This is a genomic window from Immundisolibacter sp. (assembly GCF_050250495.1).
In the GTDB taxonomy this organism is placed as follows: domain Bacteria; phylum Pseudomonadota; class Gammaproteobacteria; order Immundisolibacterales; family Immundisolibacteraceae; genus Immundisolibacter.
Genome location: NZ_JBFWOM010000003.1, coordinates 1 through 21526, shown reverse-complemented (window position 1 = coordinate 21526; position 21526 = coordinate 1). Strand labels below are relative to the sequence as shown.

Sequence of the window (21526 nt, the reverse complement as noted above, 5' to 3'; positions counted from 1 at the left end):
GCTTAGCCCTTGGCCTTCTTCTGGTCGCTCACGACCACCTTGATGTGGCAGGTGCGCTTGGTGATGCGGTTGCCGCGGCCGCGGGCCCGGGCGTGGAAGCGCTTCATCGACGGCCCCTCGTCCACCAGGATGGCGGCGATGCGCAGCTCGTCCACGTCGGCGCCGTTGTTGTGCTCGGCGTTCGCGATGGCCGACTCGACCACCTTCCTGACCAGAAACGCCGCCTTCTTGGTGCTGTGCGCGAGCAGCACCAGCGCCTTGTCCACGGCAAGGCCACGCACCTGGTCGGCGACCAGGCGGCCCTTCTGCGCCGAGATGTGCGCGTTGCGCATGAGTGCAAAGGTTTCCATGGCGGCCTCAGCGCGTCTTGCGGTCGGCCACGTGGCCGCGGTACGTGCGCGTCGGCACGAACTCGCCGAGCTTGTGCCCGACCATGTTCTCGTTGATGAGCACCGGCACGTGCTGGCGGCCGTTGTGCACGGCGAGCGTGAGGCCGATCATGTCCGGCAGCACCGTGGAACGGCGCGACCAGGTCTTGATCGGTTTGCGGCTGCCGGCCGCCTGCTCCACCTTCTGCATCAGGTGCAGGTCGACGAACGGACCTTTCTTTACGGATCTTGGCACGAGGTTGGCTCCGTACTTGCCTTACTTGGCGCCGCGCCGGCGCACGATCTGGCCGGTGGTGCGCTTGTTCTTGCGGGTCTTGTAACCCTTGGTCGGCACACCCCACGGGGTGACCGGGTGGCGGCCGCCGGACGTGCGGCCTTCGCCGCCGCCGTGCGGATGGTCGACCGGGTTCATGGCAACGCCGCGCACGGTCGGGCGCACGCCGCGCCAGCGCTTGGCGCCGGCCTTGCCGAGCGAGCGCAGCGAATGCTCGCCGTTGCCCACCTCACCCAGCGTCGCCCGGCAGTCGGCCGGCACGCGGCGGATTTCGCCGGACTTCAGGCGCAGCGTCACCGCGTCGCCCTCGCGCGCCAGCAGCTGCACCGAGGTACCGGCGCTGCGCGCAATCTGCGCACCCTTGCCGACCTTCAGCTCGACGCAATGCACCGTGCTGCCGACCGGAATGTTGCGCAGCGGCAGCGTGTTGCCGGCCTCGATCGGCGCCTGCGCGCCCGACATCAGGGCCGCACCGGCCGAAACACCCTTGGGCGCGATGATGTAGCGACGCTCGCCGTCGGCGTACACCAGCAGCGCCAGGTGTGCGCTGCGGTTCGGGTCGTATTCCAGGCGCTCGACGCGGGCCGGAATGCCGTCCTTGTCGCGACGGAAATCGACCAGCCGGTAACGCTGCTTGTGACCACCGCCCTGATGGCGGGTGGTCACGCGGCCGTTACTGTTGCGCCCACCGGCGCGATGCTTGATCTCGACCAGCGGCGCGTAGGGGGCGCCCTTGTGCAGCTCGGGCGTGACCACGCTTACGACGAAGCGACGGCCCGGCGACGTTGGTTTTCTCTTGACGACTGCCATGTGCTTATCCAGCGATCCTGGGGTGCGCCTTACGCGACCCCGGTGAAGTCGATGTCGTGGCCTGGAGCCAACGTCACGTAGCTCTTCTTCCAGTCCTGACGGCGGCCGTTGCGCTTGGTCTTGCCCTTCACGCGCAGCGTGCGCACGGCCTCGACCTTCACCGAGAAGGCGTGCTCGACGGCGGCCCGGATCTCGTCCTTGCTGGCGGTAAGCGCCACGCGGAACACGATCTGGCGGTTCTTCTCGGCGACCCGCGTGCTCTTTTCGGAGATGTGCGGGGCGCGGATGATGTCAAAAAGTTTCGCTTCGTTCACTGCAGCCACTCCTCGACCGCGCGCGCCGCGTCGGCCGTCATCACCACGCGCTCGGCCCACACCAGCGCCAGCGGGTTCAGGTCCTGCACTTCGCAGGCTTCGACGCCGACCAGGTTCCGCGACGCGAGCGCGAGCTCCACCGACAGCTCGTCGACCACCAGCAGCAAATGCCCGGTTTGCAGGTCGAGCTGTGACAGGCGGCTCACGAGGTCGCGCGTCTTGAGGCTATCGAGCCCGAAGCCGTCCACCAGCTGCAACCGGCCGAGGCGACGCAGCTCGGAGAAAATGCTGCGCATGCCGGCGCGGTACATCTTCTTGTTGAGTTTTTGCGAGTAATTCTCGCCGCCGGCCGGGAACACCTTGCCACCCCCACGCCAGAGCGGGCTGCGGATGCTGCCGGCGCGCGCGCGGCCGCTGCCCTTCTGCTTCCAGGGCTTGCGACCGCCGCCACGCACTTCGCGCCGGGTCTTCTGCTTGGCGTCTGCCTGACGGGCGTTGGCCATGAAGGCCACCACCATCTGGTGCACCAGGCCCTCGTTGAAGGGCCGGTCGAACACGGTGTCGGCAAGCTCGATGTTGCCGCCGGTGCCGGTGACTGCGGTTACTGGCATTTCCATGTCACGCTCCCGCCTTCTTGACCTTCACCACGGGACGCACCACCAGCTCGCCACCCTGCGGGCCGGGCACGGCGCCCTTGACCAGCAGCAGGCCGCGCTCGGCGTCCACGCGCACCACTTCCAGGTTGATCTGCGTGCGCTGGGCGTTGCCGTAGTGGCCGGCCATCTTCTTGCCCGGGAACACGCGGCCCGGGGTCTGGTTCTGACCGATCGAGCCCGGCGCGCGGTGCGACAGCGAGTTGCCGTGCGTGGCATCGCCGCCGCCAAAGCCCCAGCGGCGCACGGTGCCGGTGAAGCCGCGACCGCGCGTCACGCCGGTGACGGACACCTTCTGGCCGGCCTCGAACTGATCGACGCCCAGCGTGTCGCCCACGGCGAACTCGCCGGCGCCTTCGCCCAGACGAAACTCGGTGAGGCTCTCACCCGGCTCGACGCCGGCCTTCGCGTAGTGGCCGGCGAGCGCCTTGTCCACCAGCGCCGCGCGCTTGCTGCCGCGCGTCACCTGCACGGCGCTGTAGCCGTCGACGTCCGGCGTGCGTACCTGCACCACGCGGTTGCCGGACACGTCGATGACGGTAACCGGCACGCCGGCGCCTTCCGCCGTGAAAATGCGTGTCATGCCGCATTTGCGGCCTACCAAACCAATGGCCATTGCCAGGTTCCCTTCTCTGTTATCGGTGCCGCGGGTCTCGGTGGTGACTGGCGCACCCCACACCCGCGGACTTACGGTCAACTCAACTGAGCTTGATGTGCACGTCCACGCCGGCGGCCAGGTCAAGATTCATCAGCGCGTCGACCGTCTTGTCGGTCGGGTCGATGATGTCCATCAGCCGCTTGTGGGTGCGGATCTCGAACTGGTCGCGCGAGTCCTTGTCCTTGTGCGGCGAGCGCAGCAGCGTGAAGCGCTCGATCTTCACCGGCAGCGGAATCGGCCCGTGCACGCGCGAACCGGTGCGCTTGGCGGTGTCGACGATCTCGCGGGCTGACTTGTCGATCAGCTGGTGCGAGAAGGACTTCAATCGAATGCGGATTTTCTGTCCGGCCATGATGTTTACTCGATCACCTTGACGACCACGCCGGCACCGACGGTGCGGCCGCCTTCGCGGATGGCGAAGCGCAGGCCGTCGTCCATCGCGATCGGCGTGATCAGCGACACCTGCAGGTTGACGTTGTCACCCGGCATCACCATCTCGGTGCCGGCCGGCAGCTCGCAGCTGCCGGTCACGTCCGTGGTGCGGAAGTAGAACTGCGGGCGGTAGCCCTTGAAGAACGGGGTGTGACGGCCGCCCTCTTCCTTCGACAGCACGTACACCTCGGCCTCGAACTTGGTGTGCGGGGTGATGGAACCCGGCTTGCACAGCACCTGCCCGCGCTCGACCTCGTCCCGCTTGGTGCCGCGCAGCAGCACGCCGACGTTGTCGCCCGCCTGGCCCTGGTCCAGCAGCTTGCGGAACATTTCAACACCGGTGCAGGTGGTCTTGACGGTCGGGCGCATGCCGACGATCTCGATTTCATCACCCACCTTGACGATGCCGCGCTCGACACGACCGGTCACGACGGTGCCGCGGCCGGAGATGGAGAACACGTCCTCGACCGGCATCAGGAAGGCGCCGTCGATGGCGCGCTCCGGCTGCGGGATGTAGCTGTCGAGCGCGTCCACCAGTTTTAGGATGGCCGGCACGCCGATGTCGCTCTGGTCGCCTTCAAGGGCCTTCAGTGCACTGCCGGTGATGATCGGGGTGTCGTCGCCCGGGAAGCCGTACTGGCTCAGCAGCTCGCGCACTTCCATTTCGACCAGTTCGAGCAGCTCGGGGTCGTCGACCATGTCGGCCTTGTTCAGGAACACGACGATGTACGGCACGCCGACCTGCCGCGCCAGCAGGATGTGCTCGCGGGTCTGCGGCATCGGGCCATCCGCCGCCGACACCACCAGGATGGCGCCGTCCATCTGCGCCGCACCGGTGATCATGTTCTTCACGTAGTCGGCGTGGCCGGGGCAGTCGACGTGCGCGTAGTGGCGGGCCGTCGACTCGTACTCGACGTGCGCGGTCGCAATGGTGATGCCGCGGGCACGCTCTTCCGGCGCGTTGTCGATCTGGTCGTAGGCCTTGAACTCGCCCCCGAACCGCTCCGCGCCGATCTTGGTCAGCGCCGCCGTCAGCGTCGTCTTCCCGTGATCCACGTGACCAATCGTCCCCACGTTCACGTGCGGCTTGGTGCGCTCAAATTTGGCCTTGGACATGACTCAAACCCTTTGCTTGTCGGACCCGTCGGACGGGCGTTATTGGTTGATAACCTTCTGGGCGACGCTGCTCGGCGCCTCCAGATACTTGCTGAATTCCATCGAATACGTGGCGCGACCCTGGGTGGCCGAGCGCAGGTCCGTGGCGTAGCCGAACATCTCGGCCAGCGGCACCTCGGCGCGCACCAGCTTGCCGGCCGGCGAGTCGTCCATGCCCTGGATCATGCCGCGCCGGCGGTTGAGGTCGCCGACCACGTCGCCCATGTAGTCCTCGGGCGTCACGACCTCGACCTTCATGATCGGTTCGAGCAGCACCGGGCTCGCCTTGCGGGCGCCTTCCTTGAAGGCCATGGAACCGGCGATCTTGAACGCCATTTCGTTCGAGTCGACGTCGTGGTACGAACCGTCGAACAGCGTGACCTTGACGTCCACCACCGGGTAGCCGGCCTGGATGCCGTTGCCGAGCGCCTCCTGAATACCCTTGTCGACGGCCGGAATGTACTCGCGCGGTACCACGCCGCCGACGATGCCGTTCTCGAACTGGTAGCCCAAGCCCGCCTCGCGCGGCTCGATGCGCAGCCACACGTGACCGAACTGGCCGCGGCCACCGGTCTGGCGCACGAAGCGGCCTTCCTGCTCCACCGCCTTGCGGATGGTTTCGCGGTAGGCCACCTGCGGGGCGCCGACGTTGGCCTCGACCTTGAACTCGCGCCGCATGCGGTCGACGATGATTTCAAGGTGCAGCTCACCCATGCCGGAGATGATGGTCTGGCCGGACTCCTCGTCGGTACGCACGCGGAACGACGGGTCTTCCTGCGCCAGCTTCTGGAGCGCGATGCCCATCTTTTCCTGGTCGCTCTTGGTCTTCGGCTCCACGGCCACCGAGATCACCGGCTCCGGGAACTCCATGCGCTCCAGCGTGATCACGGACTTCTCGCTGCACAGCGTGTCGCCCGTGGTGACGTCCTTCAGACCCACCGCGGCGGCGATGTCGCCGGCGCGCACTTCCTTGATCTCTTCGCGCGTGTTGGCGTGCATCTGCAGGATGCGGCCGATGCGCTCGCGCTTGCTCTTGACCGGGTTGTAGACGCTGTCGCCGGAGCTGAGCACGCCCGAGTAGACGCGGAAGAACGTGAGCGTGCCGACGAAGGGGTCGGTCGCGATCTTGAACGCCAGCGCGGAGAACGGCGCCTCGTCCTCGGCCTTGCGGCTGTCTTCCTGTTCGCGCTCGTCGGTGCCGCGCACCGGCGGCTTGTCGACGGGCGAGGGCATCAGCTCGACCACGGCGTCCAGCATGGCCTGGACGCCCTTGTTCTTGAACGCGGAGCCGCACAGCATCGGCACGATCTCGCCGCGCAGCACGCGCGTACGCAGGCCGCGGCGAATCTGTTCGTCCGACAGCTCGCCCTGTTCGAGGTAGAGCTCCATCAGCTCCTCGTCGGCCTCGGCGGCGGCTTCCACCATCTTTTCGCGGTAGGACTCGCAGGCGGCCTTCATGGCGTCCGGGATCGCCCGCGGCTCGTAGCTCATGCCCTGCGTGGCGTCGTCCCAGTAAATGGCGCGCATGCCGATCAGGTCGACCACACCCTCGAAGTTCTCTTCCGCACCGATCGGCAGCTGGATCGGAACCGGGTTCGCGCCAAGGCGGGTCTTGACCTGCTCGACCACGCGCAGGAAGTTGGCGCCGGCGCGGTCCATCTTGTTCACGAACGCCAGACGCGGCACGCCGTACTTGTTGGCCTGGCGCCACACGGTCTCCGACTGCGGCTCGACGCCGCCGACCGAGCAGAACACGGCGACTGCGCCGTCCAGCACGCGCAGCGAGCGCTCGACTTCAATGGTGAAGTCCACGTGGCCGGGCGTGTCGATGATGTTGATGCGGTGCTGCGGGAACTGCTTGTCCATGCCCTGCCAGAAGCAGGTGGTGGCCGCAGACGTGATGGTGATGCCGCGCTCCTGCTCCTGCTCCATCCAGTCCATGGTCGCGGCGCCGTCGTGCACCTCGCCCATCTTGTGCGACACGCCGGTATAGAAAAGGATGCGTTCCGTGGTGGTCGTCTTGCCGGCATCAATGTGGGCCATGATGCCGATATTGCGGTAACGCTCGATCGGGGTGGTGCGCACGACTGGATACTCTGTCGGGTCTGGAACGTGAACCGCTGCTTACCAGCGGTAGTGCGAGAAGGCCTTGTTGGCCTCCGCCATGCGGTGCGTGTCTTCGCGCTTCTTGACCGCCGCGCCGCGGTTCTCGGCGGCGTCGCCGATCTCGCCGGCCAGGCGCAGCGCCATCGACTTCTCGCCGCGCTTGCGGGCGGCGTCGATCAGCCAGCGCATGGCGAGCGCCTGCTGCCGGGACGGACGCACCTCGGTCGGCACCTGGTAGTTGGCGCCGCCGACGCGGCGGGACTTCACCTCGACCAGCGGGCCGATGTTGGTCAGCGCCTGACGCACCTTGTCCAGCGGGTCGGCGCCGGATTTCTCGCCCAGACGGTCGAGCGCGCCGTAGACGATCGCCTCGGCGACCGACTTCTTGCCGTCATCCATGATCACGTTGATCAGCTTGGCCAATACCTTGTCGCCGAACTTGGGGTCCGGCAGGATGTCGCGCTTGGCTGGTACTCGTCGTCTCGACATGGGCGAATCTCTGGCAAGTCAGGAAAGCTCACCCGGCGCGGGCCGGGGCTCGGCAAATCGATCAGCTCTTCGGCCGCTTGGCGCCGTACTTGGAACGGCCCTGGCGACGATCCTTCACACCCGTGGTGTCGAGCGTGCCGCGCACCGTGTGGTAGCGCACGCCGGGCAGGTCCTTGACGCGGCCGCCGCGGATCAGCACCACCGAGTGCTCCTGCAGGTTGTGGCCCTCACCGCCGATGTAGGTGGTGACCTCAAAGCCGTTGGTCAGGCGCACGCGCGCCACCTTGCGCAGCGCCGAGTTCGGCTTCTTCGGCGTGGTGGTGTAGACGCGGGTGCACACGCCACGCTTCTGCGGGCAGGCTTCGAGCGCCGGGACCGCGGACTTCTTGCGCGGCTGTACCCGCGGCTTGCGGACCAGCTGATTCATCGTCGCCATGGAAAATTCCTGGTCGCAAAAATAAATTGACAGGCGGGGCGTGGAGCCCCGGCCTGTCAGGGGAGCGGAATTCTAGGGATGGCCCCGGGCACTGTCAACCCGGAAAGGCCGTCATTTCGTCGTTTTTTGTCAGCCGTGGGCTCGGCTCGCCACAGCCGACGCACGGCGTCCTCAGACAGCGCGCGCGGGCGCCTGACGAGGCGACCGAGCGCGCCAACCGCCCGCCTTACGGCGCTGCGGCCTGCTGCTCCTGGGCGGCACCCTCGGCATCGGCCTCGGTCTGGTTCCACAGCTCGGCGAACTGCTCCAGCTCGCTCTGCGGGCCGCGCCGACGCTGCTCGTGGTAAGCGAAGCCGGTGCCGGCCGGAATGAGCCGTCCAACGATGACGTTCTCCTTCAGGCCCCGCAGGTCGTCGCGCTTGCCGTTGACGGCCGCCTCGGTGAGCACGCGCGTCGTCTCCTGGAACGACGCCGCCGAGATGAACGACTCGGTGGCCAGCGACGCCTTGGTGATGCCCAGCAGCACCGGCTCGTACCGCGCCGGCTGCTTGCCCTGGGCCACGAGAGCGGCATTGGCTTCCGCCACCGCGCCGCGCTCGGCCTGCTCGCCCTTGAGGAACTTCGAGTCCCCGGCGTCGGCGATCTCCACCCGGCGCAGCATCTGGCGCACGATCACTTCGATGTGCTTGTCGTTGATCTTCACGCCCTGCAGGCGGTAGACCTCCTGCACCTCGTTGACGATGTAGCGCGTCAGCTCCTCGACGCCCAGCAGGCGCAGGATGTCGTGCGGCACCGGGGCGCCGTCGGCAATCTGCTCGCCCCGGCTCACGTGCTCGCCCTCGAACACCGTGATGTGGTGGTACTTCGGAATCAGGTACTCGTGCTGCTGGCCCTGATCGTCGGTGATGATCAGGCGCTGCTTGCCCTTGGTCTCCTTGCCGAAGGACACGATGCCGGTCTGCTCGGCCATGATGGCCGGGTCCTTCGGCCGCCGCGCCTCGAACAGGTCGGCCACGCGCGGCAAGCCGCCCGTGATGTCGCGCGTCTTGGAGGTTTCCTGCGGGATACGCGCCAGCACCTCGCCGACGCCGATCTCGGCGCCCTTGACGGCGGTGATGATGGCGCCGGCCGGCAGGAAGTAACGCGCAGGGATATCGGTGCCCGGCAGCATCTGATCCTTGCCGGAGGCATCGACCAGCTTCACCATCGGGCGCAGGTCGCGCCCGACGGCGCCGCGCTGCTTGGCGTCAGTCACCACGATGTTGGACAGACCCGTCGCCTCGTCCACCTCGCTGACCGTGGTGACGCCTTCCTCGACGTCGCTCAGCTGCGCGAAGCCCGCCACCTCGGCGATGATCGGGTGGGTATGCGGATCCCAGGTGGCGACCACCTGACCCGCGTCGACCCGGTCGTCGTCGCCGGTGGTCACCACGGCGCCGTACGGCAGCTTGTGGCGCTCGCGCTCGCGGCCGTGCTCGTCGATGACCACCAGTTCGCCCGAGCGCGACACCGACACGCGGTTGCCGCTGGCCTGCGTGACCACCTTGACGTTGTCAAGACGAATGCTGCCGCGGGTGCGGACCTCGATGCTGGCCGCTTCCACCTGACGCGACACCGCGCCGCCGATGTGGAAGGTGCGCATCGTCAGCTGCGTGCCGGGCTCGCCGATCGACTGTGCGGCGATGACGCCCACCGCCTCGCCGATGTTGACCCGGTGCCCGCGCGCCAGATCGCGCCCGTAGCACTTGGAGCACACGCCAAAGCGCGTCTCGCAGGTGATGACCGAGCGCACCTTGACGGCGTCGACACCGGCCTGCTCGATCTGCGCGACCACCTCTTCGGTGAGCAGCGTGCCGGCCTCGACCAGCACGTCGTCCGAGCCCGGCAGCAGCACGTCCTGCGCCGCCGTGCGACCGAGGATGCGGTCGCGCAGCGGCTCGATCACGTCGCCACCCGCCAGCACGGCGCCCAGATGCACGCCGTCCTCGGTGCCGCAGTCCTCCTCGGTGATGACCAGGTCCTGCGCCACGTCCACCAGGCGGCGGGTGAGGTAGCCCGAGTTGGCGGTCTTGAGCGCCGTGTCGGCGAGACCCTTGCGCGCGCCGTGGGTCGAGATGAAGTACTGGATAACGTTCAGGCCCTCACGGAAATTCGCCGTGATGGGCGTCTCGATGATCGAGCCGTCGGGCTTCGCCATCAGGCCGCGCATGCCGGCCAGCTGGCGAATCTGCGCCGCGCTGCCGCGGGCGCCCGAGTCGGCCATGATGTAGATGGAGTTGAACGACGGCTGGCTCACGGTGTTGCCGGCGCGGTCGACCACCGACTCCTGGCCGAGCTTCGCCATCATGGCGGCGGCCACCTGCTCGTTGGCGTGCGACCAGATGTCGACCACCTTGTTGTAGCGCTCGCCGTCGGTCACCAGACCCGACACGTACTGCTCGGCGATTTCCTTCACCTCGCCTTCGGCGCGGGCAATGATGTCGGTCTTCTCGTCCGGCGTGACCATGTCGTCGACGCAGATCGACGCCCCCGAGCGGCTCGCGTACTGGTAGCCCGTGTACATGAGCTGGTCGGCGAACACCACCGTGGCCTTCAGGCCCACCTTGCGGTAGCAGTCGTTGATGAGGCGCGAGATGACCTTCTTGTCGAGCGGCCGGTTGACCAGCTCGAACGGCATGCCGGGCGGCAGCAGCTGCGACAGGATGGCGCGGCCGATGGTGGTTTCGAGCAGACGCGTGCGGGTTTCGGGCTGCCCGTCGGCGCCGAACGGCGCGTCGGTGATGCGCACCCGGATGCGCGCGTGCAGCTCCGCGGTGCCGGCGTCGTACGCGCGCTTGGCCTCGGCGGGGTCCGCGAACACGCGGCCTTCGCCGCGGGCGTTGATGCGATCGCGCGACATGTAATAAAGGCCCAGCACCACGTCCTGCGTCGGCACGATGACCGGGTCACCGTTGGCCGGCGACAGGATGTTGTTGGTGGACATCATCAGCGCGCGCGCTTCGAGCTGGGCTTCGAGCGACAGCGGCACGTGCACGGCCATCTGGTCGCCGTCGAAGTCGGCGTTGAACGCGGTGCACACCAGCGGGTGCAGCTGGATGGCCTTGCCTTCCACCAGCACCGGCTCGAACGCCTGGATGCCCAGACGATGCAGCGTCGGGGCGCGGTTCAGCAGCACCGGGTGCTCGCGGATGACCTCTTCCAGCAGGTCCCACACTTCCGGGCCGCCCTTCTCGACCAGCTTCTTGGCGGCCTTGATGGTGGTGGCCAGGCCGCGGCGTTCGAGCTTGCCGAACACGAACGGCTTGAACAGTTCGAGCGCCATCTTCTTCGGCAGGCCGCACTGGTGCAGCTTCAGCTGCGGGCCGACCACGATGACCGAACGGCCCGAGTAGTCGACGCGCTTGCCGAGCAGGTTCTGCCGGAAGCGGCCCTGCTTGCCCTTGATCATGTCGGCGAGCGACTTAAGCGGCCGCTTGTTGGTGCCGGTGATGGCACGACCGCGACGGCCGTTGTCGAGCAGCGCGTCGACCGACTCCTGCAGCATGCGCTTTTCGTTGCGCACGATGATCTCGGGCGCGTTCAGGTCCAGCAGGCGCTTCAGGCGGTTGTTGCGGTTGATGACGCGCCGGTACAGGTCATTGAGATCCGACGTCGCGAACCGGCCACCGTCGAGCGGCACCAGCGGGCGCAGTTCCGGTGGCAGCACCGGCAGCACGGTCAGCACCATCCACTCGGGACGGTTGCCGGACTCCTCGAACGACTCCAGCAGCTTCAGGCGCTTGACCAGCTTCTTGTGCTTGGTCTCGGAGCCGGTGCTGGCGATTTCTTCCCGCAGGCGCAGCGTCTCGGCCGGCAGGTCGAGCGCCTTCAGCAGCGCCAGCACCGCCTCGGCGCCCATGCGGGCGTCGAACTCGTCACCGTGCTGCTCGCGCGCCTCGTAGTACTCCTGATCGGTCATGAGCTTGCCGCGTTCGAGCGGCGTCATGCCGGGGTCGACCACCACGTAGGCCTCGAAGTACAGCACGCGTTCGATTTCGGACAGGCCCATGTCGAGCGCCATGCCCATGCGCGACGGCAGCGACTTCAGGAACCAGATGTGCGCGACCGGGCTCGCCAGCTCGATGTGGCCCATGCGCTCGCGGCGGGTCTTGGTCAGCGTCACCTCGACGCCGCACTTCTCGCAGATCACACCGCGGTGCTTCAGGCGCTTGTACTTGCCGCACAGGCACTCGTAGTCCTTGATGGGCCCGAAAATCTTGGCGCAGAACAGGCCGTCGCGCTCGGGCTTGAAGGTGCGGTAGTTGATGGTTTCCGGCTTCTTGACCTCGCCCCACGACCAGGAGCGGATCTTCTCCGGCGACGCCAGACCGATACCGAAGGCCTCGAAATCATCGATGCCGGTGGTCTGCTTCATCAGGTTCAGAAATTCTTTCACGATCGTATCCCCGCTTCAGGTGACCGAAAACCGCAGTTCGGTACTGCCTTATTCGCGCTCGAGTTCGATGTCGATGCCGAGCGACCGGATTTCCCGCACCAGCACGTTGAACGATTCCGGCATGCCGGCCTCGATGCGGTAGTCGCCGTCCACGATGTTCTTGTACATCTTGGTACGACCGTTCACGTCGTCGGACTTCACGGTCAGCATTTCCTGCAGCGTGTAGGCGGCACCGTAGGCTTCAAGCGCCCACACTTCCATTTCGCCGAAGCGCTGGCCGCCGAACTGCGCCTTGCCGCCGAGCGGCTGCTGCGTGACCAGGCTGTACGGGCCGGTGGAGCGGGCGTGCATCTTGTCGTCGACGAGGTGGTTCAGCTTCAGCATGTACATGTAGCCGACCGTCACCTGCCGGTCGAAGGCATCGCCCGTGCGCCCGTCGTACAGCGTGGTCTGGCCGCTTTCCGGCAGGCCCGCCAGGCGCAGCATGGCCTTGATGTCGGCCTCGCGGGCGCCGTCGAACACCGGCGTTGCCATCGGCACGCCGCCGCGCAGGTTCTGCGCGAGCTCCGTGACCTCGGCATCGTTGAAGGCCGCCAGGTCAACGCCGGCACCCTCGGACTCGTTGTAGATGCCGTGCAGCACGCTGCGCAGTTCCTTCGGCTTGCCGCCGGCATCCAGCACCTTGCCGATCTTGAGCCCGAGCGCCTTGGCCGCCCAGCCCAGGTGCGTTTCCAGCACCTGGCCCACGTTCATGCGCGACGGCACGCCGAGCGGGTTCAGGATCACGTCGACCGGCGTGCCATCGGCCATGTACGGCATGTCCTCGGCGGGCACGATCACGGAGATCACACCCTTGTTGCCGTGGCGGCCGGCCATCTTGTCGCCGGGCTGCACGCGGCGCTTCTGCGCCACGAACACCTTGACCATCTTCAGCACGCCGGGCGGCAGCTCCTCGCAGGTGGTCAGCGTCTTGCGCTTCTCGTCCTGCAGCTCGTCGAACTCCTTGCGCTTGCGCGCCAGCTGTTCGAGGATGCGCTCCACCTGCGCCGCCGCGTCGGCGTCCTTCAGGCCGATGTCGGCCCACTTCTCGCGCGGCAGGCCGGCCAGGTACTCGGCCGTGATGGCGGTGCCGGCCTTCAGCTTGTTCGGGCCGACCTGGGCTTCCTTGCCGACCAGCACGCGCTCGATGCGCGCGTAGGCGTCGTCGGCCGTGATGCGGAACTGGTCGTCGAAATCCTTCTTGACGCGCGCCAGCGCGTCCGCCTCGATGGCCCGGGTGCGCTCGTCCTTGGCAACGCCCTCGCGCGTGAACACGTGCACGTCGATGACGGTGCCGACCACGCCGGCCGACACGCGCAGCGAGGTGTCCTTCACGTCGGACGCCTTCTCGCCGAAGATCGCCCGCAGCAGCTTTTCTTCCGGCGTCATCTGGGTCTCGCCCTTGGGCGTGACCTTGCCGACCAGGATGTCGCCCGGGCGCACCTGGGCGCCGATGGCGATGATGCCGGACTCATCGAGGTTGGCCAGCGCCGCCTCGCCCACGTTCGGGATGTCGGCGGTGATTTCCTCTGGCCCGAGCTTCGTGTCGCGCGACACGCAGGTCAGTTCCTGGATGTGGATGGTGGTGAAGCGGTCTTCCTGCACCACCCGCTCGGAGATGATGATCGAGTCCTCGAAGTTGTAGCCGCTCCACGGCATGAACGCGACCAGCACGTTCTGGCCGAGTGCCAGTTCTCCGATGTCGGTGGACGAGCCGTCCGCCAGCACGTCGCCGCGCTCGATGCGGTCGCCGGCCGCCACGCGCGGGCGCTGGTTGATGCAGGTGTTCTGGTTCGAGCGCGTGTACTTGGTGAGGTTGTAGATGTCGACGCCCGACGCGCCGGCGCCGGCCTCGTCGTCGTTGGCGCGCACCACCACGCGCCCGGCGTCCACCGACTCCACCACGCCGCCGCGCAGCGCCACCACGGCGGTGCCGGAGTCGCTCGCCACGGTGCGCTCCATGCCGGTGCCGACCAGCGGCTTGTCGGCGCGCAGCGTCGGCACGGCCTGACGCTGCATGTTCGAGCCCATCAGCGCGCGGTTGGCGTCGTCGTGCTCAAGGAACGGAATCAGCGAGGCGGCCACGGACACGATCTGCCGCGGCGACACGTCCATGTACTGCACCCGCTCCGGGGTGGTCATGGTGAACTCGTTCTCGTGGCGGCAGGAGATCAGGTCGTCGACCAGGCGTCCCTTGGCGTCCACGCGGGTGCTTGCCTGCGCGATCACGTACTCGGGCTCGTCAAGCGCCGACATGTAGACCACCTCGTCGGTCACCAGACCGTCGCGCACCACCCGGTACGGCGTTTCGAGGAAGCCGTACTCGTTGGCGCGCGCGAACACGGCCAGCGAGTTGATCAGACCGATGTTCGGGCCTTCCGGCGTCTCGATGGGGCACACGCGCCCGTAGTGCGTGGCGTGCACGTCGCGCACCTCGAAGCCGGCGCGCTCGCGCGTGAGGCCGCCCGGACCCAGCGCCGAGATGCGCCGCTTGTGGGTGACCTCCGACAGCGGGTTCACCTGGTCCATGAACTGCGACAGCTGCGAGGAGCCGAAGAACTCCTTGATGACCGCCGACACGGGCTTCGCGTTGATCAGGTCCTGCGGCATCAGGCCTTCGGACTCGGCGAACGACAGTCGCTCGCGCACCGCCCGGTCGACACGCACGAGGCCGATGCGGAACTGGTTCTCGATCATCTCGCCCACGCAGCGCACGCGGCGGTTGCCGAGGTGGTCGCCGTCGTCGACGGTGCCGTCGCCGTTCTTGATGTCGATGAGGCGCTTGAGCACCGCCACGATGTCGTCCGGCGACAGCACGCCGGCGCCGGTGATCTCGCTGCGGCCGACGCCGCGGTTGAACTTCATGCGGCCGACCGCGGACAGGTCGTACAGCTCGCTGCTGAAGAACAGGTTGTTGAACAGCGTGTCGGCGGCATCGCGCGTCGGCGGCTCGCCCGGGCGCATGATGTGATAGATCTCGACCAGCGCGTCCTGCCGGCCGGTGGTGTGATCCACGCGCAGCGTGTCCGAGATGTAGGCGCCACGGTCGACGTCGTTCACGTACAGCACCGACAGCTCACGCACACCGGCCGCGCGCAGCTTGTCCAGCAGCGGCGCGTCTATGACGGCGTTGGCCTCGGCCAGAATCTCGCCGCTGCCGGCGTCCACCACGGCCTTGGCCAGCACCTTGCCGTGCACGTAGTCGGCCGGCACGGTCAGCTCGCGCGTGCCGGCGGTTTCGAGCTGCTTCGCCTGGCGCGCCGAGATGCGCTTGCCGGCGGACACGATGACCTTGCCCTTGGCATCCAAGATGTCGAACGTGACCAGCTGGTTGCGCATGCGCTCGGGGACTACATCAAGCGTGATCTCGTCGCCCGACAGACGCAGCGTGTCGGTCTCGAAGAACATGCCGAGGATGTCCTCGACGCTGTAATTGAGCGCCCGCAGCAGCACCGTGGCCGGAATCTTGCGCCGGCGGTCGATGCGCACGTAAACGAGGTCCTTCGGGTCGAACTCAAAGTCGAGCCAGGAGCCGCGGTAGGGAATGATGCGCGCCGAGAACAGCACCTTGCCCGACGAGTGCGTCTTGCCCTTGTCGTGCGTGTAGAACACCCCCGGCGAGCGGTGCAGCTGGGAGACGATGACGCGCTCGGTGCCGTTGATCACGAAGGTGCCGGTGTCGGTCATCAGGGGGATTTCCCCCATGTAGACCTCCTGCTCGCGCACGTCCTTGACCACGCGGTTCTTGCCGGCCTTGTCGTAGATGGCCAGGCGCACCCGGGCGCGCAGCGGCGCCGCGTAGGTCATGCCGCGCACCTGGCAGTCGAGCACGTCGAACGGGGAGCGACCCAGGCGGTATTCGACGAATTCGAGCGCCGCCGCGCCGGTGCTGGACTGGATCGGGAACACCGAGCGGAACGCCGCCTGCAGGCCGACGTCCTCGCGCCGCTCCGCGGGCACGTCCGTTTGCAGGAAGCGCCGGTACGAATCGAGCTGCATCTGCAGCAGGTTCGGCACTTCCAGCACTTCCGGCCGGCGGCCGAAATTCTTGCGGATACGCTTTTTCTCGGCGAATGAGTAAGCCATGGATCGCAGCCCCCAGGAACCGTTCAGATGTCGCTCGTCAGCGGGCCCGGCAACGTCACGCGCAGCCGGCCGCCAGCACGCAAAGCGGCCAAAAAATCAGACAAAAGAAGACCCCGACGCGTTCCAGCCGACCATCGAAGCCGGCCACGCGCGCCTGGGGTCTTCCCTTGGCTTGCGGCTGACCCCGGTCGGCGAGCGACCGTTGGCCAGCGGCACGAAGCACCCGACCGGAAACCCGGCCGGGCGCAGCGTGGCGAGGATTACTTGACCTCGGCAGTCGCGCCGGCTTCGGTCAGCTCCTTCACCACCGACTCGGCCTCGGCCTTCGGCACGCCGGTCTTGATGGTGGCCGGCACGGCCTCCACCAGGTCCTTGGCTTCCTTCAGGCCCAGCCCGGTCAGGCCGCGCACCACCTTGATGACGTTGACCTTGTTGTCGCCGAAGCTCGACATGACGACGTCGAACTCGGTGCGCTCCTCGGCAGCCGGGCCGGCTTCCGCCGCCACCGCCACCGGCGCCGCCGCGAAGGCGGCCGCGCTGACACCGAACTTCTCTTCCATCATGCCGATGAGGTCGACGATCTCCATCACTGTCATGTTGGAAATCGCGTCGAGAATTTCTTCTTTGGAAACCGCCATGGTCCTGACTCCTGGGAACGAAAACTAAAAAAGTTAAGAAATGCGCAGCGAATGTCCGCCGCGGCTTCAGCCCTGCTTCTGGTCGCGTACCGCCGCCACCGTGCGTACCAGCTTGCTGTGCGGCGCCGCCAGCGTGCGCACGAACTTGGCGATCGGCGCCTGCATGACGCCCATCAACTGGGCGATGGCCTCGTCACGGGTCGGCAGCTTGGCCACCGCGTCGAGGTCCTCCGGACGCAGCAGCCGGCCGGCCACCGCCACCAGACGCACTTCCGTCTTCGGGTTGGCCTTCCGGAAGTCGCGCACCATGCGCGCCGCCGCGCCGGGCTCGCCCCGCGAGAAGGCCACCATCAGCGGCCCGCGGGCCGCCTCGCGCACGCACTCGAAGCCGGTGCCCTCGACCGCCCGCCGCAGCAGGGTGTTCTTGACCACCTTCAGATACACATCCGCCTTGCGCGCTTCGCGCCGCAGGCCGGTCACCTGGGCGACCGTGAGGCCGCTCAGTTCAAGTCCCACCAGCACCGGCGCGTTGGCCGCCACGGCGGCCACTTCGCTCACGATTGCCTGTTTTGTTTCGAGAATGCTCGCCACGGCCAGATTCCTTTGTTGACTGCCAATGTTGACGGCAACGAGCCGGCTTACTGGCCGAGACTCGTGAGATCAACCGACAGGCCAGGGCCCATGGTCGACGACACCGTCACCTTGCGCAGGTAGGTGCCCTTGGACGTCGCGGGCTTGAGCTTGTGCACGTCGGCCAGCACCGCCGCGAGGTTCTCCTGCAGCGCCTCGACCGTGAACGACGCCCGCCCGATCACGCAGTGCACGATGCCCGCCTTGTCAGTACGAAACCGCACCTGGCCCTTCTTGGCGTTGTTGACGGCGGTCGCGACGTCCGGCGTCACGGTACCGACCTTCGGGTTCGGCATGAGGCCACGTGGGCCGAGCAGCTGACCCAGCGTGCCGACCACGCGCATGGCGTCCGGCGCAGCAATCACCACGCTGAAGTCGATGTCGCCACCGCGCATGCGCTCGGCGAGATCCTCCATGCCGACCGCGTCGGCACCGGCCGCGGTGGCGGCCTCGGCGGCCTGACCCTGCGCGAACACGGCCACGCGCGCCTTCTTGCCGGTGCCGTGCGGCAGCACGGTGGCGCCGCGCACCACCTGGTCCGACTTGCGCGGGTCGACGCCGAGGTTCAGCGCCACGTCGAGCGACTCGTCGAACTTGGCGGTCGCCACTTCCTTCAGCAGCCCGAGGGCATCGCCCAGCGGCAACAGACGGCGCCCGGCGAGGCGCGCGTCGATGTCACGACGTCGCTTGCTGGTCGCCATGTCAGACGCCCTCCACGTTGAGGCCCATGCTGCGCGCGCTGCCGGCAATGGTGCGCAGCGCCGCTTCGAGATCCGCCGCCGTCAGATCAGGCTCCTTGGCGCGCACGATTTCTTCGAGCTGCGCGCGCGTCACCGATCCCACCTTGGTGGTGTTGGGGTTCGAGCTGCCCTTGCCGATGCCCGCCGCCTTGCGCAGCAGCACGGACGCCGGGGTCGTCTTCTTGATGAAGGTGAAGCTGCGGTCCTCGTAGACCGTGATCACCACCGGCACCGGCAGGCCGGGCTCCAGGGAGGCCGTGTCGGCGTTGAACGCCTTGCAGAACTCCATGATGTTCACGCCGCGCTGACCGAGCGCCGGGCCGACCGGCGGGCTCGGGTTGGCCTGACCGGCCTTCACCTGCAGCTTGATGTATGCCGTGACTTTCTTTGCCATCTCAAATGTCCAGTTGACGGGTCAAACGCCTCTCGGCTCCCCGCTGCCGTCCCGCAAGGCGGGCGGCTAGGCTTTCTCGACCTGGGAGAAATCCAGTTCGACCGGGGTGGAGCGGCCGAAAATCATGACCGATACGTTCAATCGGTTCTTCTCGTAGTTGACGTGTTCCACCACACCGTTGAAATCGTTGAACGGGCCATCGGCCACGCGCACCATCTCGCCCACCTCGAACAGCACCTTCGGGCGCGGCTTGTCCTGGCCCTCGCGCACGCGGTTGAGGATCTCGTCGGCCTCGCGCTCGGTGATAGGCGCCGGCTTGTCGGCGGTGCCGCCGATGAAACCGAGCACCCGCGGCACGCTGCGCACCAGATGCCAGGTCTCCTCGTCCATCTCCATCTGCACCAGCACGTAGCCGGGGAAGAACTTGCGCTCGCTGGACCGCTTCTGGCCGTCCTTCATCTCGACCACTTCCTCGGTCGGGACCAGGATGTCGCCGAAGCGGTCTTCGAGACCGGCGCGCGCGACCCGCTCCTTCAGCGTGCGCTGCACGGTCTTCTCGTAACCCGAGTAGGCGTGCACCACGTACCAGCGCATGGCCATCGATCAGCCTCCAAGACCCATGAAGCCGCCGATCGCGAGGTTGATCAGCCAGTCAAAAAACCACAGCATGAGGCCAACCACCACCGCCGCTGCAAACACCACACCGGTGGTCTGCAGCGTCTCGCGGCGCGTCGGCCACACCACGCGCCGAAGCTCGGCGCGCGAATCCTTCAAGAAACCCCAAAGCTGCATTCCGGGGCCGCTGCGCGCGCCGATCAGCAGCGCCAACAGCACCCCCGCCAGCACGGCCACCACGCGCACCACCTGCGCCTGGTCCGACAAGACGTAAAAGCCGGCAATGCCGGCTACCAGCACCGCCCCGGCCAGGGCCAGCTTCAATCGATCCGCAAAGCCTTGCTTGGCGACCGGCGCATTGACTGCCATTTCGTGAGCCTTACAAAAGCCTTGCTTCAAACCTGAGCCGGGAATGGCAGGCCAGGAGGGAATCGAACCCCCAACCTGCGGTTTTGGAGACCGCCGCTCTACCGATTGAGCTACTGGCCTGTACCCTGCAACCCCCGGCGTGCCGCTGTCGGCCTAACCTTACTCGATCACCTTGACGACCACGCCGGCACCGACGGTGCGGCCGCCTTCGCGGATGGCGAAGCGCAGGCCGTCGTCCATCGCGATCGGCGTGATCAGCGACACCTGCAGGTTGACGTTGTCACCCGGCATCACCATCTCGGTGCCGGCCGGCAGCTCGCAGCTGCCGGTCACGTCCGTGGTGCGGAAGTAGAACTGCGGGCGGTAGCCCTTGAAGAACGGGGTGTGACGGCCGCCCTCTTCCTTCGACAGCACGTACACCTCGGCCTCGAACTTGGTGTGCGGGGTGATGGAACCCGGCTTGCACAGCACCTGCCCGCGCTCGACCTCGTCCCGCTTGGTGCCGCGCAGCAGCACGCCGACGTTGTCGCCCGCCTGGCCCTGGTCCAGCAGCTTGCGGAACATTTCAACACCGGTGCAGGTGGTCTTGACGGTCGGGCGCATGCCGACGATCTCGATTTCATCACCCACCTTGACGATGCCGCGCTCGACACGACCGGTCACGACGGTGCCGCGGCCGGAGATGGAGAACACGTCCTCGACCGGCATCAGGAAGGCGCCGTCGATGGCGCGCTCCGGCTGCGGGATGTAGCTGTCGAGCGCGTCCACCAGTTTTAGGATGGCCGGCACGCCGATGTCGCTCTGGTCGCCTTCAAGGGCCTTCAGTGCACTGCCGGTGATGATCGGGGTGTCGTCGCCCGGGAAGCCGTACTGGCTCAGCAGCTCGCGCACTTCCATTTCGACCAGTTCGAGCAGCTCGGGGTCGTCGACCATGTCGGCCTTGTTCAGGAACACGACGATGTACGGCACGCCGACCTGCCGCGCCAGCAGGATGTGCTCGCGGGTCTGCGGCATCGGGCCATCCGCCGCCGACACCACCAGGATGGCGCCGTCCATCTGCGCCGCACCGGTGATCATGTTCTTCACGTAGTCGGCGTGGCCGGGGCAGTCGACGTGCGCGTAGTGGCGGGCCGTCGACTCGTACTCGACGTGCGCGGTCGCAATGGTGATGCCGCGGGCACGCTCTTCCGGCGCGTTGTCGATCTGGTCGTAGGCCTTGAACTCGCCCCCGAACCGCTCCGCGCCGATCTTGGTCAGCGCCGCCGTCAGCGTCGTCTTCCCATGATCCACGTGACCAATCGTCCCCACGTTCACGTGCGGCTTGGTGCGCTCAAATTTGGCCTTGGACATGCCCTAACCTCGTCTGGACTTGAACGGATGCCGACCCTGCGGCGCTGAAAAACCAACTGGTGCTCACGACTGGAATCGAACCAGCGACCTCTTCCTTACCAAGGAAGTGCTCTACCGACTGAGCTACGTGAGCGCGTTCGTCCCCGATAACAATGGAGCGGGTGATGGGAATCGAACCCACGCTATCAGCTTGGAAGGCTGAAGTTCTACCATTGAACTACACCCGCACCGGCACCTCACCGGCGCCGAAAATCGCCGTCAAAACAGCCACTCACGGGACAATCCAAATGGTGGAGGGGGGAGGATTCGAACCTCCGAAGGCTGAGCCGTCAGATTTACAGTCTGATCCCTTTGACCGCTCGGGAACCCCTCCCAGGGTAAAGAGCCGCGCATTATCTTGACCAACGGCAGCGGCGTCAACGGGGACAAGCCGGCGTCGACCGCACACCCCGGCGCGACCACGGGGGGCAGCCGAGCGCGACGCAGGCCGAAAAAGTGGAGCGGGTGAAGGGAA

20 protein-coding genes and 4 tRNA genes are annotated in these 21526 nt (G+C 67.0%); all 24 read right to left on the bottom strand.

Annotated elements, in window-relative coordinates; genetic code table 11:
- Positions 1–2 precede the first annotated feature (2 nt).
- The 24 genes from rplV to AB7F93_RS03330 all read right to left on the bottom strand — a co-directional run bounded on the left by rplV (position 3) and on the right by AB7F93_RS03330 (position 21385).
- The gene (rplV, locus tag AB7F93_RS03445) at positions 3–350 is read right to left on the bottom strand and encodes a 50S ribosomal protein L22 (protein ID WP_428301486.1); all 348 of its coding nucleotides are present in this window, start codon (positions 348–350) and stop codon (positions 3–5) included.
- Between the two features lie 7 nt (positions 351–357).
- Positions 358–624: a 30S ribosomal protein S19 gene (gene rpsS / locus AB7F93_RS03440; protein ID WP_428301485.1), complete on the bottom strand. Its 267-nt coding sequence runs from the start codon at positions 622–624 to the stop codon at positions 358–360.
- Between the two features lie 21 nt (positions 625–645).
- On the bottom strand, positions 646–1473 hold the full coding sequence (gene rplB / locus AB7F93_RS03435) for a 50S ribosomal protein L2 (RefSeq protein WP_428301484.1): 828 nt from the start codon (positions 1471–1473) through the stop codon (positions 646–648).
- Between the two features lie 29 nt (positions 1474–1502).
- On the bottom strand, positions 1503–1787 hold the full coding sequence (gene rplW / locus AB7F93_RS03430) for a 50S ribosomal protein L23 (RefSeq protein WP_428301483.1): 285 nt from the start codon (positions 1785–1787) through the stop codon (positions 1503–1505).
- A complete protein-coding gene (gene rplD, locus AB7F93_RS03425) occupies positions 1784–2404 on the bottom strand; it encodes a 50S ribosomal protein L4 (protein WP_428301482.1) in 621 nt (206 codons plus the stop codon). The genes rplW and rplD overlap by 4 nt, the downstream gene beginning before the upstream one ends.
- Before the next feature lies 1 nt (position 2405).
- On the bottom strand, positions 2406–3056 hold the full coding sequence (gene rplC, locus AB7F93_RS03420) for a 50S ribosomal protein L3 (RefSeq protein ID WP_428301481.1): 651 nt from the start codon (positions 3054–3056) through the stop codon (positions 2406–2408).
- 82 nt (positions 3057–3138) lie between these two features.
- Positions 3139–3450 (bottom strand): 30S ribosomal protein S10, encoded by a 312-nt coding sequence (rpsJ, locus tag AB7F93_RS03415; protein WP_290616701.1) that lies wholly within the window; start codon positions 3448–3450, stop codon positions 3139–3141.
- A 5-nt stretch (positions 3451–3455) separates the two neighbouring features.
- Complete coding sequence (gene tuf, locus AB7F93_RS03410) at positions 3456–4646, bottom strand: elongation factor Tu (RefSeq protein ID WP_428301469.1); 1191 nt, start codon at positions 4644–4646, stop codon at positions 3456–3458.
- Between the two features lie 39 nt (positions 4647–4685).
- Positions 4686–6770, bottom strand: coding sequence for an elongation factor G (fusA, locus tag AB7F93_RS03405; protein ID WP_428301480.1), 2085 nt, complete (start codon positions 6768–6770; stop codon positions 4686–4688).
- Between the two features lie 39 nt (positions 6771–6809).
- Positions 6810–7280: a 30S ribosomal protein S7 gene (rpsG, locus tag AB7F93_RS03400; protein ID WP_428301479.1), complete on the bottom strand. Its 471-nt coding sequence runs from the start codon at positions 7278–7280 to the stop codon at positions 6810–6812.
- 61 nt (positions 7281–7341) lie between these two features.
- Entirely contained in the window at positions 7342–7716 is a 375-nt protein-coding gene (gene rpsL / locus AB7F93_RS03395) for a 30S ribosomal protein S12 (RefSeq protein WP_428301478.1), read from the bottom strand.
- A gap of 226 nt (positions 7717–7942) precedes the next feature.
- Positions 7943–12151, bottom strand: a complete 4209-nt coding sequence (gene rpoC, locus AB7F93_RS03390; protein ID WP_428301477.1) for a DNA-directed RNA polymerase subunit beta' — start codon at positions 12149–12151, stop codon at positions 7943–7945.
- A gap of 48 nt (positions 12152–12199) precedes the next feature.
- Complete coding sequence (rpoB, locus tag AB7F93_RS03385; RefSeq protein WP_428301476.1) at positions 12200–16276, bottom strand: DNA-directed RNA polymerase subunit beta; 4077 nt, start codon at positions 16274–16276, stop codon at positions 12200–12202.
- 260 nt (positions 16277–16536) lie between these two features.
- A complete protein-coding gene (gene rplL, locus AB7F93_RS03380) occupies positions 16537–16914 on the bottom strand; it encodes a 50S ribosomal protein L7/L12 (protein ID WP_428301475.1) in 378 nt (125 codons plus the stop codon).
- 66 nt (positions 16915–16980) lie between these two features.
- Complete coding sequence (gene rplJ / locus AB7F93_RS03375; RefSeq protein WP_428301474.1) at positions 16981–17505, bottom strand: 50S ribosomal protein L10; 525 nt, start codon at positions 17503–17505, stop codon at positions 16981–16983.
- A gap of 47 nt (positions 17506–17552) precedes the next feature.
- Positions 17553–18245 carry a 50S ribosomal protein L1 gene (gene rplA, locus AB7F93_RS03370; RefSeq protein ID WP_428301473.1) on the bottom strand — a complete coding sequence of 231 codons (693 nt, stop codon included), beginning with the start codon at positions 18243–18245 and terminating at the stop codon, positions 17553–17555.
- Between the two features lies 1 nt (position 18246).
- Positions 18247–18678, bottom strand: coding sequence for a 50S ribosomal protein L11 (rplK, locus tag AB7F93_RS03365; protein WP_428301472.1), 432 nt, complete (start codon positions 18676–18678; stop codon positions 18247–18249).
- Between the two features lie 66 nt (positions 18679–18744).
- Positions 18745–19278 (bottom strand): transcription termination/antitermination protein NusG, encoded by a 534-nt coding sequence (nusG, locus tag AB7F93_RS03360; protein ID WP_428301471.1) that lies wholly within the window; start codon positions 19276–19278, stop codon positions 18745–18747.
- Between the two features lie 3 nt (positions 19279–19281).
- Positions 19282–19662, bottom strand: a complete 381-nt coding sequence (gene secE, locus AB7F93_RS03355; protein ID WP_428301470.1) for a preprotein translocase subunit SecE — start codon at positions 19660–19662, stop codon at positions 19282–19284.
- A 44-nt stretch (positions 19663–19706) separates the two neighbouring features.
- Positions 19707–19782: transfer RNA gene (locus tag AB7F93_RS03350), tRNA-Trp, on the bottom strand.
- A 39-nt stretch (positions 19783–19821) separates the two neighbouring features.
- A complete protein-coding gene (gene tuf / locus AB7F93_RS03345) occupies positions 19822–21012 on the bottom strand; it encodes an elongation factor Tu (protein WP_428301469.1) in 1191 nt (396 codons plus the stop codon).
- Positions 21013–21069: 57 nt separating this feature from the next.
- Positions 21070–21145 (bottom strand) — tRNA-Thr (locus tag AB7F93_RS03340).
- 20 nt (positions 21146–21165) lie between these two features.
- Positions 21166–21239 (bottom strand) — tRNA-Gly (locus tag AB7F93_RS03335).
- Between the two features lie 61 nt (positions 21240–21300).
- Positions 21301–21385, bottom strand: a tRNA-Tyr gene (locus AB7F93_RS03330).
- Positions 21386–21526: the final 141 nt, after the last annotated feature.

Bases quoted from the DNA above. Each gene is read 5' to 3' on its own strand.
- rpoB (WP_428301476.1), bottom strand. From the start codon at position 16,276: ATGGCTTACTCATTCGCCGAGAAAAAGCGTATCCGCAAGAATTTCGGC.
- rpsG (WP_428301479.1), bottom strand. From the start codon at position 7,280: ATGTCGAGACGACGAGTACCAGCCAAGCGCGACATCCTGCCGGACCCC.
- rpsJ (WP_290616701.1), bottom strand. From the start codon at position 3,450: ATGGCCGGACAGAAAATCCGCATTCGATTGAAGTCCTTCTCGCACCAG.
- rplV (WP_428301486.1), bottom strand. From the start codon at position 350: ATGGAAACCTTTGCACTCATGCGCAACGCGCACATCTCGGCGCAGAAG.
- rplC (WP_428301481.1), bottom strand. From the start codon at position 3,056: ATGGCCATTGGTTTGGTAGGCCGCAAATGCGGCATGACACGCATTTTC.
- tuf (WP_428301469.1), bottom strand. From the start codon at position 4,646: ATGTCCAAGGCCAAATTTGAGCGCACCAAGCCGCACGTGAACGTGGGG.
- rplK (WP_428301472.1), bottom strand. From the start codon at position 18,678: ATGGCAAAGAAAGTCACGGCATACATCAAGCTGCAGGTGAAGGCCGGT.
- rpsL (WP_428301478.1), bottom strand. From the start codon at position 7,716: ATGGCGACGATGAATCAGCTGGTCCGCAAGCCGCGGGTACAGCCGCGC.
- tuf (WP_428301469.1), bottom strand. From the start codon at position 21,012: ATGTCCAAGGCCAAATTTGAGCGCACCAAGCCGCACGTGAACGTGGGG.
- rplL (WP_428301475.1), bottom strand. From the start codon at position 16,914: ATGGCGGTTTCCAAAGAAGAAATTCTCGACGCGATTTCCAACATGACA.
- rplA (WP_428301473.1), bottom strand. From the start codon at position 18,245: ATGGCGACCAGCAAGCGACGTCGTGACATCGACGCGCGCCTCGCCGGG.
- rplD (WP_428301482.1), bottom strand. From the start codon at position 2,404: ATGGAAATGCCAGTAACCGCAGTCACCGGCACCGGCGGCAACATCGAG.
- secE (WP_428301470.1), bottom strand. From the start codon at position 19,662: ATGGCAGTCAATGCGCCGGTCGCCAAGCAAGGCTTTGCGGATCGATTG.
- nusG (WP_428301471.1), bottom strand. From the start codon at position 19,278: ATGGCCATGCGCTGGTACGTGGTGCACGCCTACTCGGGTTACGAGAAG.
- rplB (WP_428301484.1), bottom strand. From the start codon at position 1,473: ATGGCAGTCGTCAAGAGAAAACCAACGTCGCCGGGCCGTCGCTTCGTC.